Source organism: Caballeronia cordobensis, from assembly GCF_001544575.2.
GTDB lineage: Bacteria > Pseudomonadota > Gammaproteobacteria > Burkholderiales > Burkholderiaceae > Caballeronia > Caballeronia cordobensis.
Map to the genome: position 1 here is coordinate 48,858 of NZ_FCNY02000023.1, position 15,186 is coordinate 64,043.

Below are 15,186 nucleotides of genomic sequence, written 5' to 3' on the forward strand. Positions count from 1 at the left end.
GTCTAAACGGCTCGCGCGCGCTCGCAATGTTCCGCGATGCCGCGCGCGAGTTCGAAGCATGTGAGCGGCGCGGAGCCTTCCGCCTTGTTGTTTGCCGCGATCACGACCGGCTGGCCCGCGATCGCGTAGCGCGCGGCCAGTTCGGCGAGCGCCTCGCGGGTATCGATGTCTTCATCGACGAGCTTGTCGAACGGCTCGTACTTCGCCTTCGCCTGTTCATAGCGAAAGCCGCCGTGCAGACTCCAGCGCACGATCAGCGGGCCCATCTTTTCTTCATCGAGCAGCGCCAGCGCCTTCGCCTGACGGCGCACGTCCGGCATGCGCGCGTGCACGCCGATGCAATAACGCACGTTCGCCTCGCGCAATGCGCGGACAAAGCGCGGCGTGAGCATCACCGCATCGCGAATCTCGACGGCGTAGCAGGTCTCGCCTTCGAGCGGCGGCAGCGCATTGAGGAACGCCGACAGCCGGTCGATGAAGCGCGCCGGATCGACGATCATCGCGTCGGGCAGCGGTGAGAACTGGAACACGAGCGCGCCCGCTTTCGCGCCGAGGCCGGCGACGCACGGCGTCACGAATTCGTCGATGGCGATCTGCGCGTTCAGAAACGCGGGGTTTTCCGCGTCCGGCGTGCCGCGCTCGCCGCGCACGAAGGCATCGGTGACGGAGGCCGGCGCTTTCACGATGAAACGAAAATGCTCGGGCACCTGAGACGCATAACGCGCGTATTGCGCGAGCGAGAGCGGCGCGTAGAACGAGCGGTCGATCGATACGCCCTTGAGCAGCGGATGCGCGCCGTAAGCGGTGAGACCATCGCGCGAGAGCTTCGCGTTCGAATACTCGTCGCTGTAGACAATGCCGCGCCAGCCGGGAAACGACCATGTCGAGGTGCCGAGATGGATCGTGGCGGGCAGGCGCTTCGCGAGCGTTTCGAGTTCGGGCTGCAAAGACGCGGGAAGGACGCCGCGCGGCCTGGGCGGCTTGGCGGACGGGATCGGCTTCGCAGCTTCGGAAGGCGCCGGCGCGCCGAACAGATCGCTCTGTTCGGCCGGCTCGGGCTGCATGGACGGAAGAATCAGAGCGCCTTCTCGTAGATATACCGCCGCGACCACGGCAGCGTCGTGGCGCTCCGTCCCGCCTTGCGGCAGACCACCTGATAGATCGACACGTCGTCGTTTTCGAACGCGTACGCGCAGCCCGCCAGATACACGCGCCAGATGCGGAAATGCTCATCGTCGACGAGCTTCCTCGCTTCGTCCGCGTGCGCTTCGAACCGCTCGGCCCAGACATTGAGCGTATGCGCGTAGTGCCGCCGCAGGCTTTCGACATCGACCGCCTCCAGCCCGCCGCGCTGCATGCTTTCGAGCGCGAGGCCGATGTGCGGCAACTCGCCATCGGGGAACACGTATTTGTCGATGAACTCGCCGCCGCCGAGCGAGGTTTCGCCGCTGTCGGCATCGGAAGACGTAATGCCGTGATTCATCGCGATGCCGTCATCGACGAGCAGATCGCGGATCTTCGCGAAGTAATCCGGCAGATTCTTGCGCCCGACATGCTCGAACATGCCGACGCTCGTGATGCGGTCGAACTGCCCCGGAATGTCGCGATAGTCCTGCAGCCGGATCTCGATCCTGTCTTCGAGTCCGGCCGCTTTCACGCGTTCGGTCGCGAGCTTGAACTGGTTTTCCGAGAGCGTGACGCCCACGCATTGCGCGCCGAACTTCTGCGCCGCGCGGATGACGAGCGCGCCCCAGCCGCAGCCGATATCGAGAAGACGCTGCCCCGGCTGCACCTGGATCTTCGTGAGGATGTGATCGATCTTCTTGAGCTGCGCGGTGTCGATATCTTCGTCGCCGTTCTCGAAATACGCGCAGGAGTACACCATGTTCTTGTCGAGCCAGAGCTTGTAGAACTCGTTCGACACATCGTAGTGGTACTGAATGGCTTTCTTGTCCGACGACTTCGAGTGATTGAAGTAACGCCGCACGCGGGCGAGCTTGCTTGCGCTCGTCACCGTACTTTTCGCGAGCCCATAGCTGATGTTGATGATGTCGGAGAGCTTGCCTTCGATATCGATCTTGCCCTTCACATACGCTTCGCCGAGATTGTCGAGGCTCGGTTCGAGCAGATAGGGCAGCGCGGTCGCGCTCTTCACGTGCAGCGTCACCTGAGGCGCGGCGAACTGGCCGAAATCGTGCTGCTGGCCATCCCACAGCACGAGCCGCGCGGGCAGGTCGGCCCGGTCTCGCACTTCCTGCACCCACTGCGTCAGCTTCTTCTCCCAGAACATGCTTGTTTCTCCGCGCTAAAGAAAATCAAGGGAAGGCTCGCGCCTTCATGTTCGTTGCCGTTGCGATCTCGGTTACTGCAGTGCTCGCGCTCGCTTCAGGTTACGGCGCAAGTCTTATGATTTGCCACGGAGCGCCCGCGCCGTCACGCGTATAGACGATCCGGTCGTGCAGGCGCGACGGGCGGCCCTGCCAGAACTCGATGGTGTCCGGCACGACGCGATAACCGCCCCAGTGCGGCGGGCGCGGCGGCGCGTCGCCATACTTGGCGATCATCTCGCGCTCGCGCGCCTCCAGGGTCTCGCGGCTGTCGAGCGGCTGGCTCTGATCCGACGCCCATGCGCCGATACGCGAACCGAGCGGGCGCGAGGCGTAATACGCGTCGCTTTCCTCGTCGCTGGTCTTTTCGACGCGGCCCTCGATACGCACCTGGCGTTCGAGTTCGATCCAGTGGAACAGCAGGCTCGCGGCGGAATTCGCGGCCAGTTCGCGGCCCTTGCGGCTTTCGTAATTGGTGAAGAAAACGAATCCGCGCTCGTCGACGCCCTTGATAAGCACGATGCGCGCGGACGGACGCCCTTCTCCGTCGACGGTGGCGAGCGTCATGGCATTCGGTTCGGGCAGCTTCGCATCGAGCGCCTGCGCGAACCAGGTATGAAACTGCTGCACCGGGTCCGGATTGACATCGGCGGCATCGAGCGCGCCGCGCGAATAGTTCTTACGAAGATCTGCGAGAGTCGTCATTTTTATGCAAGCGCTACAGTCGCGTCAGTATAGCCAAGGAGAAACGATCTTGCCCTGATTACCCTGAACGCGAAGCGCCGGGGAGTGCGACGTTCGCGGCTATCACGTTCATGGTTTCGATAAGGCAGAATACGCAATTCGTTCGAATTTTGCATGATCGGGCACGTAAGTTTCCACGCCCGACAGCCGCCTGTAAGCCTTGATTGACGCCGCACAACGGACGTCGCCTTTTTCTGGCTTTTAATTTGCTTTCAACGCACCGTTTTTTCGCTCGCACGACATGAACGCTTCATCCGAAACCGCTCTACCGCTTTCCGCCGAAGTCGCCGCCGATCGCGAGCGCCGCTTCGGCGGCATCGCGCGTCTGTATGGCGCGCCCGCGCTCGCCGCGTTCGAGAGGGCGCATGTCGCGGTGATCGGCATCGGCGGCGTGGGCTCGTGGGTCGCCGAAGCGCTCGCGCGCAGCGCCATCGGCAAGCTGACGCTGATCGACCTCGACAATGTCGCGGAGAGCAACACCAACCGGCAGATTCACGCGCTCGACGGCAACTACGGCAAAGCGAAAGTCACCGCGATGGCCGAGCGCATCCGGCTGATCGATCCGGCCTGCGAAGTGCGGCAGATCGAAGACTTCGTCGAGCCCGGCAACTTCGACGCGACGCTCGGCGGCGGCTTCGATTACGTGATCGATGCGATCGACAGCGTGCGCACCAAAACCGCGCTGATCGCGTGGTGCGTGGCGCGCAAGCAGGCGCTCATCACGGTGGGCGGCGCGGGCGGTCAACTGGACCCGACGCGCATTCGCATCGACGATCTGGCGCTCACGATCCAGGACCCGCTGTTGTCGAAAGTGCGCGGCCAGTTGCGCAAGCTGCACGGCTTTCCGCGCGGGCCGAAGGCGCGTTTCAAGGTGAGCGCCGTGTATTCGGACGAACCGCTGATCTATCCCGAAGCGGCCGCGTGCGATATCAGCGAGGGCGCGGAACATCTCGAAACGGGCGCGGGCCATACCGGGCCGGTCGGGCTCAATTGCGCGGGCTTCGGGTCGAGCGTGTGCGTGACGGCAAGCTTCGGTTTCGCGGCCGCCGCGCATGTGCTGCGCGAACTGGCGAAACGCGCCGCCTGAAAGCAAAACGGCCAGCTTTCGAAAGCTGACCGTTTTGATTTGAAAGGCAACGCGAAATCAGTTCATTGCCGCGCTCAGCCTGCGCCGCCACTTCGAAACGAGATCCGGCTGATTCGCGGCGAGGTCGAACACGGAAAGCATCGTCTTGCGGCCCACGTCGTCCATGAAGGCGCGGTCGCGCACGACGATGGCAAGCAGATGCTCCAGCGCGCCGTCGTAATCGCGTCCCGCGATCAGGCGGTTGGCGAGCGCGAAGCGCGCATCCAGATCGTCCGGCTTCGCATTGACGGCGTCGATCAGCGCGTCGGCGGGCGGCAGGTCGGCTGCGGCATCGGCGGCGTCGAGTTCGGTTTTCAGCGCGTTGTAGCGGGCGTCGATGCCCTGCGTCGTCTTCGGCGAGAGCAGCTTGTCCTCTTCCTTTGCTTCGTCGATGCGCCGCTCCGCGATCAGCCATTCGATCAGGTCCAGACGCGCATCGTCCCAGCCGGGATCGAGCGCGAGCGCGGCCTTGATCGTGTCGATGGCCTTCTTGCGGTCGCCCGCCGCCCACGCCGTCTGCGCGGTGCGGCGCTCGACGTCGGCGCCAGCGGGCACGAGCCGGTCGAGAAACTCGCGCAACTGGCCTTCGGGCAACACGCCGATGAACTGATCGACCGGCCTGCCATCCGCGAACGCGACCACATGGGGAATGCTGCGCACCTGGAAATGCGCGGCGAGCTCCTGGTTTTCATCGACGTTCACCTTCACGAGCTTCCATGCGCCCGCGGCTTCGGCTTCGAGCCGTTCCAGCATCGGACCGAGCGTCTTGCAGGGGCCGCACCAGGGCGCCCAGAAATCGACCAGAACGGGTGCGAGCATCGACGCGTTGATGACGTCGTTCTCGAAGGTGGCGAGGGTCGTATCCATGCGTTTTCTCCTAATTCTTGCGGTCTATCCCATTGAGATAGGGACGATCCGTGTAAGTCTCAAGCGCGGGCGCGCATCTCACGCGTCGGGCGCGCGATTCTCCCGGCGCTGCGGCGGCAGCGGGATGAACTCGGTTTCGCCGGGCACGTGGCCCATGCGCTGTTCGCTCCAGGCGATCTTCGCGGCGTCGATCTTCTCGCGCGAACTCGACACGAAATTCCATTCGATGAAGCGCGGCCCGTCGAGCGGCGCGCCGCCGAGCAGCATCGCGACCGCGCCGCCCGCGCTTTGCAGCTTCGCGTGCCCGCCCGGCGCGAGTACCGCCATCTGCTGTTCGGGCAGCGGCTCACCGTCGATGGAGAGATCGCCGCTCACGAGATAGACGCCACGTTCCTCGTGCTCGCTATCGAGCGATATCGCGCTGCCGGCCGTGAACTGCGCGGCGACGTAGAGCGTCGGCGAGAAGGTGCGCGTGGGGGCTTTCGCGCCGAACGCCGTGCCCGCGATCACGCGCAGCGTCACGCCGTCGCGCTCGATCTGCGGCAAGGCGGCCGCGGCGTGATGCTCGAACGCCGACTCGATATCCTCGCTCGCGGCCGGCATGGCGACCCACGTCTGAATGCCGTGCATGCTCTGGCCGGATGCGCGCTCCTCGTCGGGCGTGCGTTCCGAATGGACGATGCCACGGCCCGCGGTCATCCAGTTGACGTCGCCGGGCACGATCTTCTGCACCGAGCCGACGCTGTCGCGATGCATGATCGCGCCGTCGAACAGATAGGTGACGGTCGCGAGCCCGATATGCGGATGCGGACGCACGTCGAGCCCCTTGCCGGGCATGAGCGTTGCGGGACCGATGTGGTCGAAAAAGATGAAGGGTCCGACGGTGCGCGCCGCGAGTGCGGGCAACACCCGCCGCACCATGAGGCCGCCGACGTCGTGTTGGTGAGGCTTGAGCAGTGCGCGGATCGTCGAGGGCATGGCGGGTTCCGAAGGAAAGATCGGGCGCCGGAATGGCGCGCGGGATTCCGTCGATTCTACCGGCCGATGCCGCGCGGCGCAGACCCGTCACCGAGGCCTTCGTTTTTTACGTCGCCGCGCTTTTCGGCATGCGTGCAGCGTCGCGCAACCTTTGCAACCCTGATGGGAGATTGAAGACATGAGCAAGAACAAGCTGTTGATCGCCATTACCGCGGGCCTTTTCACCGCCACCGCAGCGACGGGCGCGTTCGCGCAGACCTCGTCGGGCAATTCGTCGGCGGGCGGCGACACCTCCGCCACGACGCAGGGCGACATGTCCGGCTCGTCCACGACCAAGCACAAGAAGCCGCGCAAGCACAGCGCGCATCCGTCCGCGGGCAAGAAGACGCCCGATGCGAGCACGGGCAACAACGCGGCGGGGGAGGGCGGGCAGAGCAAGTAAGCACGGCTTTCGCATGAGGAGGCGCTCACGCCGTTCGAGCGGCGTGAGCGCCTTTTTGCGTTCGCGCGTGGAAGTGCAGCATTCGACAAGCCTGCCGCGCCGCCCTCCGTTACACTTTCCGACTCGTCAACGACGTGCATGAAACGAGGGGAAGGGCGATGTCGCCAAAGGATTTGCTGATCGCAAGCGTGGTCATTCTGGCGTGGGGCGTGAATTTCGTCGTCATCAAGCTGGGCCTGCACGGCGTGCCGCCGATGCTGCTCGGTGCATTGCGCTTCGCGCTCGCCGCCGTGCCGGTGTTCTTCGTCAAGCGCCCGCAGATTCCGCTGCGCTGGCTGTTTGCCTACAGCCTCACCATTTCCCTCGGCCAGTTCGCGCTGCTGTTTTACGGCATGTACGTGGGCATGCCGGCGGGACTCGCATCGCTCGTGCTGCAGGCGCAGGCGTTCTTCACGCTCGTGTTCGCGGCGATGTTCCTCGGCGAGCGCATTCGCGCGGTGAATGTGGCCGGGCTGCTGATCGCGGCGGCGGGGCTCGCGCTCATCGGCATGCGCGGCGGGCAGGCGATGACCGTCACCGGCTTTCTCTTCACGCTCGCGGCGGCGTCGATGTGGGCGCTCGGCAATGTCGTGACCAAGCGCATGGGCAAGGTCGATCTGCTTTCGCTCGTCGTGTGGGGCAGCCTGATTCCGCCGCTGCCGTTTCTCGCGCTCTCGCTGATCTTCGAAGGCCCGGCGCGCATCGAAGCGAGTCTCGCGCGCATTCCGCTCGTGTCGGTGCTGGCGATTCTCTATCTCGCGTTCGTCGCGACGATCGTCGGCTATAGCTTGTGGGGAAAGCTGCTCGCGCGCTATCCGGCGGGCAGCGTCGCGCCGTTCTCGCTGCTCGTCCCGGTGATCGGGCTCGCCTCGGCGGCGGTGTTTCTCGGCGAGGCCTTGAGCGCCGCGCAGGTGGCGGGCGCGGCGCTCGTGATGGCGGGACTCGTGGTGAACGTCTTCGGCGCGCGGCTCATGCAGCGCATCCTGCCGGCGACGCGCTGAGCGCGCCGTTCCCGAGTCTTACGTCATGCGGCTCTTCGCGAGCGGCGGGTTCGCCGCGAAGTAGCGCTTGATGCCTTTCATGATGGCGTTGGCCATCTTGTCGCGATAGGCGTCGTCGTTCAGGCGGGCTTCCTCGTCCGGGTTGCTGATGAACGCGGTTTCCACGAGGATCGACGGAATGTCCGGCGCCTTCAGCACGGCAAAGCCGGCCTGCTCGACCGAGCCCTTGTGCAGCTTGTTGATGCCGCCGATCTCGTTCAGCACGAAGCTGCCGTAGCGCATCGAATCGCGGATCTGCGCGGTCGTGGACATATCGAAGAGCGCGCGGTTCACGCTCGCATCCTGCGACTTCACGTTGATGCCGCCGACCTGATCCGACGCATTCTCCTTGGCCGCCATCCAGCGTGCGGCTGCGCTCGACGCGCCATGTTCCGACAGCGCGAACACGGACGAACCGCGCGCATCGGGCGACGTGAAGGCATCCGCGTGAATCGACACGAACAGGTCCGCCGACACGCGCTGCGCCTTCTGCACGCGCACGTTGAGCGGCACGAAGAAGTCGGCGTCGCGGGTCATCATCGCGCGCATGTTCGGCTGGGCGTCGATCTTCGCGCGCAGTTTTTTCGCGATGTCGAGCGCGATGTGCTTCTCGTAGGTGCCCTGGCCGCCGATCGCGCCGGGATCTTCGCCGCCGTGTCCCGGATCGATCGCGACCGTCAGGAGGCGCGTCGTGCCGGCCTGCTTCGGCGCGGAGAAGGTGTACTGGTCGTCGTCGTCCTTCTTCGCGATGACGGGCGGCGGCGTCGGCGCGCGCTGCGGTTTCACCGAGGGCTTCGGCGCGGTCTCGGCAGGCGCATCGCCTTGCGCGTACTTCTGGAAAAACTCGTCGGTGGAATCGGGCGTGCCGGGCTTTTGCGCAGTCGCCGGCCCGGAGAGCGTGGCGGGCGGCGGCACCGCCGGATTGGGGTTCGCGCGGTCGAGCGCTTCCTGCTTGCGCTCGGTCTGCGCGAGCAGGTCCATGAGCGGATCGGGCGCGACGGCCGGATACAGGTCGAACACGAGCCGGTACTTGTAGCTGCCAATTGGCCCCAGCGTGAACACCTGCGGTTTCACCGAGCCTTTCAGGTCGAACACCATGCGCACGACATGCGGCTGATACTGCCCGATGCGCACCGATTGAATCTGCGGATCGTTCGGCGCGATCTTCGAGACGAGATCGCGCAGCGCCTGATCGAGATCGATGCCGGAAAGATCGACGACGAGCCGGTCCGGTCCCTGCAGCAACTGGTTGGCGTTCTGCAGCGGCTGATCCGATTCGATCGTCACGCGCGTGTAATCGCGCGCGGGCCACACGCGCACGCCGAGCACGCTGCTCGCATGCGCGAGCTTCGGTCCGGCGAGCGCAAGCACGAGCGTCGATGCGCCCGCGCGCAACACCTGGCGGCGGCGCCAGCTATGCGGCGCAAGGGCGGCGGCTTCGATCGACGCAAACGGCTTGATCAACATCTTTCGAGACATGACTTTCCTGTTTCGCTAAACGCCCGCGCGGTCAGCACGCGGCCTTCTTCGTTCGACATTCCTTCGTCTGGCAGAGACAGCGCAAATACGAGGTCCGGCACGCCGAGCAGCCCGCCCGCCTGCTGCGGCCACTCGACGAGGCACAGCGCGCCCGCATCGAAATATTCGCGGAAGCCGGCATCGGCCCATTCGGCCGGATCGGCAAAGCGATAGAGATCGAAGTGATACACGTCGAGCGGACCGCTTTCGATGACGAGCGAATACGGCTCGACGAGCGTGTAAGTGGGGCTTTTCACGCGGCCGGCATGACCGAGCGCGCGCAGCGTGGCGCGCACGAGCGTGGTCTTGCCCGCGCCCAGGTCCCCGATCAACTGGACTTGCAAGCCATGAAAACGTTCAGATGAAGCAGTCGAACTGTGCTTGCGCGTGGCGTCGATGGCGCGCGCGAAGCGTTCGCCGAACGCGAGCGTCGCGGCTTCGTCGCGCAGTTCGAAGCGTCGTTCGAGCAGCGCGGCGGATAAGTCTTGCGTCGTTCGTGAAGGGCTTTCGGGCATTGCTCGTAAAATGTCGTGATGAACCGATTGCCGGAACATTCCGTTGAAGTCACGACCGCGTCCAGCGACGCCGCCGCTGAGTCCGCCTCAGAGCCTCGCGTATTCGATCTCGATGAACACGCGCTGGCGGCGCTCGCGCAACGCATCAAGGAGTGGGGGCGCGAGCTGGGATTCGGTGCGGTCGGTATCAGCGATATCGACCTGTCGGATGCCGAGGAGGGCCTCGCTAGCTGGCTCGAAGCAGGCTATCACGGCGAAATGGATTATATGGCCAAACATGGGATGAAACGCGCAAGACCGGCCGAGCTTGTGGCCGGAACGCGACGCGTCATCACCGCGCGCATGGCCTATCTGCCTGCCGAAACGCTCGCGAAAACAGGCGATGAAAGTGTCGCGACAGCCGATGCTCAGAAGAACGACTGGCGCGCGATCGAATGGACGCGCTTGTCGAAGCCATCGGAAGCGGTGGTCTCGATCTACGCCCGCGGCCGCGATTATCACAAGGTCATGCGCAATCGTCTGCAGCAACTGGCCGAGCGCATCGAGCGCGAGATCGGACCGTTCGGGCATCGCGCATTCACCGATTCCGCGCCGGTGCTTGAAGTCGCGCTCGCGCAGAAGGCGGGCAACGGCTGGCGCGGCAAACACACGCTGCTGCTCGATCGCGACGCCGGTTCGCTCTTCTTCCTGGGCGAGATTTACGTCGATGTGCCGCTGCCCGCCGATCCGCATCCCGAGCAAGACGGCGCGCATTGCGGTCAGTGCACGCGCTGCATCGGCGCGTGCCCGACGGGCGCGATCGTCGGGCCGTATCGCGTCGATGCGCGGCGCTGCATCTCGTATCTGACGATCGAACTGCACGGCAGCATCCCCGAAGCGATGCGGCCGCTCATCGGCAATCGCGTGTATGGCTGCGACGACTGCCAGCTCATCTGTCCGTGGAACAAGTTCGCGCAGGCCGCGCCCGTCGCGGATTTCGACGTGCGGCACGGGCTCGATCGCGCGACGCTCGTCGAGCTTTTCGCATGGAGCGCCGCCGACTTCGACACGCGCATGCAGGGCAGCGCGATCCGGCGCATCGGCCACGAGCGCTGGCTGCGCAATATCGCGGTGGCGATGGGCAACGCGTTGAGCGCCGCTTCGCTCGATGCGGGCGAACGCAGGGCGATCACCGACGCATTGGAAGCCCGCGCGGACGATCCGTCCGCGCTGGTGCGCGAGCATGTGCATTGGGCGCTTGCGCAAGGGAGCCAATGATGAATCCGTTCGATGCCGTCATCGACGCGCCCTTCGGCAAAGTCGGCATTCGCGCCGACGACGTTTCGGTGCGCGAGATCGTCTATCTTCCGGGCGATATCGAGAGCATTGCGCCGCGCAAGCCGCTCGCGCTCGAAGCCGTCGCGCAGATCCGCGCCTATTTCGCTGCGCCGTCGATGCGTTTCGACCTGCCGCTCGCGATCCGCGGCACCGCGTTTCAGCAGCGCGTATGGCGCGGTATCGCCGGCATCGAGGCGGGGCAGGTGTGGACCTACGGCCAGCTCGCGCGCGAAATCGGCAGCGTGCCGCGCGCGGTCGGGCAGGCCTGCGGGTCCAATCCGCTGCCGATCGTGATACCGTGCCACCGGGTAGTCGCGTCGGGCGGCATCGGCGGTTTCGCGCATCATCCCGGCGAAGGGTTTTATCGCAACGTGAAGCGCTGGTTGCTGGCGCATGAAGGTGTATCGATCGCATGACGAGCGCAACGACCGAAGACAACCAAACGCCGGGATTCGCCGCGAGCCATGACGCGATCGATCAGTTTTGCGACGCGCTCTGGCTCGAACACGGGCTCGCCAAGAACTCGCTCGAAGCATACCGGCGCGACCTGAAGCTCTTCGCGGAATGGCTCGGCAAGACGCGCGGCGCATCGCTCGATACGGCGACGGAAGTCGATCTGACGGCGTACGCAGCGTTGAGAAGCGGCGACAAGGCGACCTCCGCGAACCGGCGGCTGTCCGTTTTTCGCCGCTATTACGCGTGGGGGTTGCGCGAGCATCGCGTCGCCACCGACCCGACGCTCAAGCTGCGGTCCGCCAAGCAGGCGCCGCGCTTTCCCTCGACGCTCAACGAAGCGCAAGTCGAAGCGCTGCTCGGCGCGCCGGACATCGACACGCCGCTCGGGCTGCGCGACCGCACGATGCTCGAACTGATGTACGCGAGCGGCCTGCGCGTGACCGAACTCGTCACGCTGAAGACAGTCGAGCTCGGCCTTAACGAAGGCGTCGTCCGTGTGATGGGCAAGGGCTCGAAAGAGCGCCTGATTCCGTTCGGCGAGACGGCGCACGACTGGCTCGAACGCTATTTGCGCGAATCGCGTCCTGCGCTGCTCGGCGCGCGTGCCGCCGATGCGCTCTTCGTCACTTCGCGCGGCGAAGGCATGACGCGCCAGCAGTTCTGGAACATCATCAAGCGCCACGCGTTCAACGGCGGCGTGCATGCGCCGCTGTCGCCGCACACGCTGCGTCATGCGTTCGCGACGCATCTGCTCAATCACGGCGCGGACCTGCGCGTCGTGCAATTGCTGCTCGGCCACTCCGACATCTCGACGACACAGATCTATACGCACGTGGCGCGCGAGCGCCTGCACAAGTTGCATCGCGAGCATCATCCGCGCGGGTAGCTTCCTTACGCGAACGATCGTGCCACATCGACGCGCGTTCGCCCACTCGGCCGAATGGCCGATGGTGAGCCGGGGAACGCGCCGCTACAATGCGTCCATGTCGAAAAGCAAACACGTGTCCGAAACGCCCGCGACGCAGTTCCTGCGCCGTCACAAGGTCGCATTCGGCGAACATCCTTACGAATATGTCGAGCATGGCGGCACGGAGGAATCCGCGCGGCAACTCGGCGTGGAAGAGCATCGTGTCGTCAAGACGCTGGTGATGGAAGACGAGAACGCCAAGCCGCTCATCGTACTGATGCATGGCGATCGCACCGTGTCCACGAAGAACCTCGCGCGGCAGACGGGCGCCAAGCGCATCGAGCCCTGCAAGCCGGAAGTCGCGAACCGGCACTCGGGCTTTCTCGTCGGCGGAACGTCGCCGTTCGGCACGAAGAAGGCCATGCCCGTGTACGTCGAATCGAGCATTCTCGATCTCGATGTGATCTATCTGAACGGCGGGCGGCGCGGTTATCTCGTCAGCCTGAAGCCATCCGTGCTCACCGAACTGCTCGGTGCTACGCCCGTGCAGTGCGCGAGCGTCGATTAGAATGCCTTCCGCTCTCGCCACAACCTACAAGACACCATGATTTTTCTGATCGTCGCCGTCGCGTCCTATCTGATCGGCTCGATTTCATTCGCCGTCGTCGTGAGTCATGCGATGGGCCTCGCCGATCCCCGCTCGTACGGCTCGGGCAACCCCGGCGCGACCAACGTGCTGCGCACCGGCAACAAGAAGGCCGCGATTCTCACGCTCATCGGCGATGCGTTCAAGGGCTGGCTGCCCGTGTGGATCGTCGCGCATTTCGGCGCGAGCTTCGGACTGGACGCCGCGGGCATCAATACGGCGACGGCGCTCGCGGCCATCGCCGTGTTCCTCGGGCATCTGTACCCCGTGTTTTTCAAGTTCCAGGGCGGCAAGGGCGTCGCGACGGCGGCGGGCGTGCTGCTCGCGATTCATCCGGTGCTCGGGGTCGCGACGCTGCTCACCTGGCTCATCATCGCGTTCTTTTTCCGCTATTCGTCGTTGGCGGCGCTCGTCGCGGCCGTGTTCGCACCGTTCTTTCAGGTCTTCCTCTTCGGGCCGAGCCGCGTCTCGCTCGCCGTGCTGGCCATGAGCGCGCTGCTCATCTGGCGGCATCGGGCGAACATCTCGAAGCTGCTCGCGGGCAAGGAAAGCCGCATCGGCGAGAAGAAAAAGGCGGTCGAATAAAAAAGAGCCGTTCCGATGCGGGTCGGAACGGCTCTTTCGAAGCGTAAAAGCTCAGTCGCGGAAGTTGTTGAAGTCGAGCGGCGTATCCGTGACTTCCTTCTTCAAGAGCGCGATGGCGCTTTGCAGATCGTCGCGCTTCGTGCCTTGCACGCGCACCGCGTCGCCCTGAATGCTCGCCTGCACCTTGATCTTGCTGTCCTTCACGATCTTGACGATCTTCTTCGCCAGATCGCCCGACACGCCTTTCTTGACCGTGACGACCTGCTTGAGCTTGTCGCCGCCGATCTTCTCCTGCTTGCCGTAGTCGAGAAAACGCACGTCGACGCTGCGCTTGGCGAGTTTGTTCAGCAGGACGTCCTTCACCTGACCGAGCTTAAAATCGTCGTCGGCGTAGAGCGTGAGTTCGCGCTCCTTCTGCTCGACGCGCGAGTCCGAACCCTTGAAGTCGAAGCGCGTCGAGATTTCCTTGTTCGATTGCTCGATGGCGTTCTTCACTTCGATCATGTTTGCTTCGCTGACGACGTCAAACGATGGCATTGCCGTTTCTCCTTCATTGAGGCGAGCGCGCTGAAAGGGCGCGTCTCGCGCAATCGCTATAATCACGAACCTGACGTCATTCTACCGACGCGCTTCCTTCATGTCGCTTCAGCTTCTCACCGATTTCCCGCTCCTTGCGCACAACACGTTCGGCTTCGACGTGCGTGCGCGTCACGCCATGCGCATCGATTCCGTCGATGCGGCGGTTGCGCTCGCGCGCGATGAACGTATCGCCGGCATCCCGCAACTCGTGCTGGGCGGCGGCAGCAATGTCGTGCTGACGCGCGATTTCGACGGCGTCGCGCTGATCGTCGGCATCGCGGGCAAGCGCGTGATCGCCGAAGACGCCGACGCGTGGCTCATCGAAGCCGGCGCGGGCGAAAACTGGCACGCGTTCGTCGCCTGGACGCTCGCACAGGGCATGCCGGGCCTCGAAAACCTCGCGCTGATTCCCGGCACGGTCGGCGCGGCGCCCATTCAGAACATCGGCGCTTACGGGCTCGAAATGGGCGAGTGCTTCGAGCGCCTGAGCGCCGTCGAGCTCGCGACGGGCGAACGCGTGGACTTCGACCGCGCCGCATGCGCGTTCGGTTATCGCGACAGCTTCTTCAAGCGGGCAGGGCGCGGGCGCTTCATGATCACGTCGGTGGTGTTCCGCTTGCCGAAAGCGTGGACGCCGCGCGCGGATTACGCCGATGTCGCGCGCGCGCTCGAAGGCGCTTCGACGCGCGACGCGCAAGCCATTTTCGACGCGGTCGTCGCGGTGCGGCGCGCCAAGCTGCCCGACTGGACCGTGCTCGGCAACGCGGGCAGTTTCTTCAAGAATCCGGTCGTGAGCGCGCAGGCGTTCGCAGCGCTCAAGGCGCGCGAGCCGGGCGTCGTCTCGTACGCGCAGGCGGACGGGCAGGCGAAGCTCGCGGCGGGCTGGCTGATCGATCAATGCGGCTGGAAAGGGCGCGGCATCGGCGGCGCGGCGGTACACGACCGGCAGGCGCTCGTGCTCGTGAATCGCGGCGGCGCGACGGGCGCGCAAGTCCTCGAACTGGCCGAAGCCATCCAGCGCGATGTGCTCGCGCGTTTCGACGTGGAACTGGAGATGGAGCCGGTTCGCGTCTAAAGAAAAAACCCGCCGCGGCGGGTTT

The 15,186-nt window shown here is 64.9% G+C and carries 17 protein-coding genes; 9 read left to right on the forward strand and 8 right to left on the reverse strand.

Going from position 1 to position 15,186, the window contains the following annotated elements; all coding sequences use genetic code 11:
* Window positions 1–2: 2 nt before the first annotated feature.
* The 3 genes from AWB70_RS31480 to pdxH form a co-directional block, all read right to left on the reverse strand.
* Window positions 3–1,064 (reverse strand): DUF72 domain-containing protein, encoded by a 1,062-nt coding sequence (locus tag AWB70_RS31480; RefSeq protein WP_235024399.1) that lies wholly within the window; start codon window positions 1,062–1,064, stop codon window positions 3–5.
* Between the two features lie 11 nt (window positions 1,065–1,075).
* Window positions 1,076–2,290, reverse strand: a complete 1,215-nt coding sequence (locus AWB70_RS31485) for a class I SAM-dependent methyltransferase (protein WP_053568711.1) — start codon at window positions 2,288–2,290, stop codon at window positions 1,076–1,078.
* 100 nt (window positions 2,291–2,390) lie between these two features.
* Window positions 2,391–3,032 carry a pyridoxamine 5'-phosphate oxidase gene (gene pdxH, locus AWB70_RS31490; RefSeq protein WP_053568710.1) on the reverse strand — a complete coding sequence of 214 codons (642 nt, stop codon included), beginning with the start codon at window positions 3,030–3,032 and terminating at the stop codon, window positions 2,391–2,393.
* Between the two features lie 280 nt (window positions 3,033–3,312).
* Between pdxH and AWB70_RS31495 the strand changes: the two genes are divergently transcribed.
* Window positions 3,313–4,158, forward strand: coding sequence for a tRNA threonylcarbamoyladenosine dehydratase (locus AWB70_RS31495; protein WP_053568709.1), 846 nt, complete (start codon window positions 3,313–3,315; stop codon window positions 4,156–4,158).
* Between the two features lie 57 nt (window positions 4,159–4,215).
* On the opposite strand, the gene trxA is transcribed toward AWB70_RS31495, so the two are convergent.
* A complete protein-coding gene (gene trxA, locus AWB70_RS31500) occupies window positions 4,216–5,064 on the reverse strand; it encodes a thioredoxin (protein WP_014192199.1) in 849 nt (282 codons plus the stop codon).
* 78 nt (window positions 5,065–5,142) lie between these two features.
* Window positions 5,143–6,042 carry a pirin family protein gene (locus AWB70_RS31505; RefSeq protein ID WP_053568708.1) on the reverse strand — a complete coding sequence of 300 codons (900 nt, stop codon included), beginning with the start codon at window positions 6,040–6,042 and terminating at the stop codon, window positions 5,143–5,145.
* Window positions 6,043–6,220: 178 nt separating this feature from the next.
* Here AWB70_RS31505 and AWB70_RS31510 point away from each other — a divergent pair, with 178 nt between their 5' ends.
* Both AWB70_RS31510 and AWB70_RS31515 read left to right on the forward strand, forming a co-directional pair.
* Window positions 6,221–6,484, forward strand: coding sequence for a hypothetical protein (locus tag AWB70_RS31510; protein WP_053568707.1), 264 nt, complete (start codon window positions 6,221–6,223; stop codon window positions 6,482–6,484).
* Window positions 6,485–6,642: 158 nt separating this feature from the next.
* The gene (locus AWB70_RS31515) at window positions 6,643–7,524 is read left to right on the forward strand and encodes an EamA family transporter (RefSeq protein ID WP_053568706.1); all 882 of its coding nucleotides are present in this window, start codon (window positions 6,643–6,645) and stop codon (window positions 7,522–7,524) included.
* Between the two features lie 18 nt (window positions 7,525–7,542).
* Here AWB70_RS31515 and AWB70_RS31520 read toward each other — a convergent pair whose 3' ends face one another.
* Window positions 7,543–9,042, reverse strand: a complete 1,500-nt coding sequence (locus tag AWB70_RS31520; RefSeq protein WP_053568705.1) for an N-acetylmuramoyl-L-alanine amidase — start codon at window positions 9,040–9,042, stop codon at window positions 7,543–7,545.
* Window positions 9,024–9,596 (reverse strand): tRNA (adenosine(37)-N6)-threonylcarbamoyltransferase complex ATPase subunit type 1 TsaE, encoded by a 573-nt coding sequence (gene tsaE / locus AWB70_RS31525; protein ID WP_053568704.1) that lies wholly within the window; start codon window positions 9,594–9,596, stop codon window positions 9,024–9,026. The genes AWB70_RS31520 and tsaE overlap by 19 nt, the downstream gene beginning before the upstream one ends.
* A gap of 18 nt (window positions 9,597–9,614) precedes the next feature.
* On the opposite strand from tsaE, the gene queG reads away from it, so the two are divergent.
* From queG to plsY, 5 genes are all read left to right on the forward strand, one after another.
* The gene (queG, locus tag AWB70_RS31530; RefSeq protein ID WP_053568703.1) at window positions 9,615–10,853 is read left to right on the forward strand and encodes a tRNA epoxyqueuosine(34) reductase QueG; all 1,239 of its coding nucleotides are present in this window, start codon (window positions 9,615–9,617) and stop codon (window positions 10,851–10,853) included.
* A complete protein-coding gene (locus AWB70_RS31535) occupies window positions 10,853–11,329 on the forward strand; it encodes a methylated-DNA--[protein]-cysteine S-methyltransferase (RefSeq protein ID WP_053568702.1) in 477 nt (158 codons plus the stop codon). The genes queG and AWB70_RS31535 overlap by 1 nt, the downstream gene beginning before the upstream one ends.
* Complete coding sequence (xerD, locus tag AWB70_RS31540) at window positions 11,326–12,255, forward strand: site-specific tyrosine recombinase XerD (protein WP_053568701.1); 930 nt, start codon at window positions 11,326–11,328, stop codon at window positions 12,253–12,255. The genes AWB70_RS31535 and xerD overlap by 4 nt, the downstream gene beginning before the upstream one ends.
* Window positions 12,256–12,352: 97 nt before the next feature.
* Window positions 12,353–12,844, forward strand: coding sequence for a Cys-tRNA(Pro) deacylase (ybaK, locus tag AWB70_RS31545; protein WP_053568744.1), 492 nt, complete (start codon window positions 12,353–12,355; stop codon window positions 12,842–12,844).
* Between the two features lie 36 nt (window positions 12,845–12,880).
* Window positions 12,881–13,507 carry a glycerol-3-phosphate 1-O-acyltransferase PlsY gene (plsY, locus tag AWB70_RS31550; RefSeq protein ID WP_053568700.1) on the forward strand — a complete coding sequence of 209 codons (627 nt, stop codon included), beginning with the start codon at window positions 12,881–12,883 and terminating at the stop codon, window positions 13,505–13,507.
* 51 nt (window positions 13,508–13,558) lie between these two features.
* Here the strand turns inward: plsY and AWB70_RS31555 are convergent, their stop codons facing one another.
* Window positions 13,559–14,044 (reverse strand): YajQ family cyclic di-GMP-binding protein, encoded by a 486-nt coding sequence (locus tag AWB70_RS31555; RefSeq protein WP_014192189.1) that lies wholly within the window; start codon window positions 14,042–14,044, stop codon window positions 13,559–13,561.
* A 100-nt stretch (window positions 14,045–14,144) separates the two neighbouring features.
* Here AWB70_RS31555 and murB point away from each other — a divergent pair, with 100 nt between their 5' ends.
* Window positions 14,145–15,161, forward strand: coding sequence for a UDP-N-acetylmuramate dehydrogenase (gene murB, locus AWB70_RS31560; protein ID WP_053568699.1), 1,017 nt, complete (start codon window positions 14,145–14,147; stop codon window positions 15,159–15,161).
* The last annotated feature ends 25 nt before the right edge of the window (window positions 15,162–15,186 follow it).